2 protein-coding genes are annotated in these 1147 nt (G+C 59.8%); both read left to right on the top strand.

Annotated features, from left to right (window positions below; genetic code table 11):
- A partial coding sequence (locus tag CJZ98_RS19275) for a transposase (protein ID WP_232756608.1) occupies window positions 1–303 on the top strand: 303 nt, incomplete at its 5' end.
- A 10-nt stretch (window positions 304–313) separates the two neighbouring features.
- Window positions 314–1147, top strand: an 834-nt coding sequence (locus CJZ98_RS17800) for an IS3 family transposase (protein ID WP_332835060.1), incomplete at its 3' end; no start/stop codon positions are given.

Raw genomic sequence — 1147 nt, 5'->3', positions numbered from 1 at the left:
AGGGGGCTCCCACCCATGAGCAAACGCCGCACCCATAGCCCCGAGTTCAAGGCCAAGGTCGCCATGGAGGCGATCAGTGGCCGCAAGACGCTCCAGGAGATCGCCGCTGATCATGCGGTGCACCCGATCCAGGTGAGCCAGTGGAAGAAGCAGCTGCTGGAGGGTGCCAGCGACCTGTTCACCCGGGGCAAGAAGACGCAGGCCAAGGACGAAAGCCAGGCCAAGGAGGCTGAGCTGTTCCAGCAGATCGGCAAGCTCCAAATGGAGCTGGAGTGGCTGAAAAAAAAGTCTCAACTGCTCTGATGCCCGTGAACTGCGAAAACTGGTCGATCATGACCACCCTGAGCTCACGGTCAGCCGTCAATGTGAGCTGCTGGGGCTGCCTCGATCCTCGCTGTATTACCAGCCGGTGCCGGTGCGTGAATCCACGCTGCGGATCATGGCCAGGATCGATGCCTTCTACCTGGAGGATCCCACCGCCGGCAGCCGTCGGATGGTGCTGTATCTGGCCAGAGACGGTATCCCGATCAGCCGTGACCGTGTCCGAAACCTCATGCGGTGCATGGGATTACGGGCCATCTACCAGAGGCCTCGCACCACGGTGCCGGGCGAACCATCAGAGCGCTTTCCCTGCCTGGTTGATGTCAGAGCCGTCACAGCTCCAGATCAGGTCTGGGCGACAGATATTACCTACATCCCACTGCAGAAGGGCTTCCTGTACCTGGTGGCGGTTGTGGATCTGTTCTCCAGGCACGTGCTCAGTTGGAAGCTTTCGAACAGCCTTGACACGGAGTTCTGCCTGGAGGCCCTGGAGATGGCCCTGGCCAGTGGCCGCAAGCCCCAGATCTTCCATTCCGATCAGGGCTGTCAATTCACCTCATCGGCCTTCGTTCAACGACTCAGGGCAGAAGACATCAAAGTCAGCTGGTCAGGCAGGGGGCGGTGCTTTGACAACATCCTGGTGGAGAGGCTGTGGCGCACTGTCAAGTATGAGGAGGTGTATCTGCGTGCCTACAGCGATGGCTGGGAAGCGGAGATCAGTCTGGCCCGCTTCTTCTGGAGGTATGGCCATGTAAGACCGCACAGCGCACTGGGAGGCAAAACTCCCCATGAGGTCTACACTGAGACCAAACCCTGTTCTTCCCGC

It is taken from the genome of Vulcanococcus limneticus LL, assembly GCF_002252705.1.
Taxonomy (GTDB): Bacteria; Cyanobacteriota; Cyanobacteriia; order PCC-6307; family Cyanobiaceae; genus Vulcanococcus; species Vulcanococcus limneticus.
Note: the sequence above shows the minus strand (reverse complement) of the source record. Positions and strands in the feature narration are given on the sequence as shown.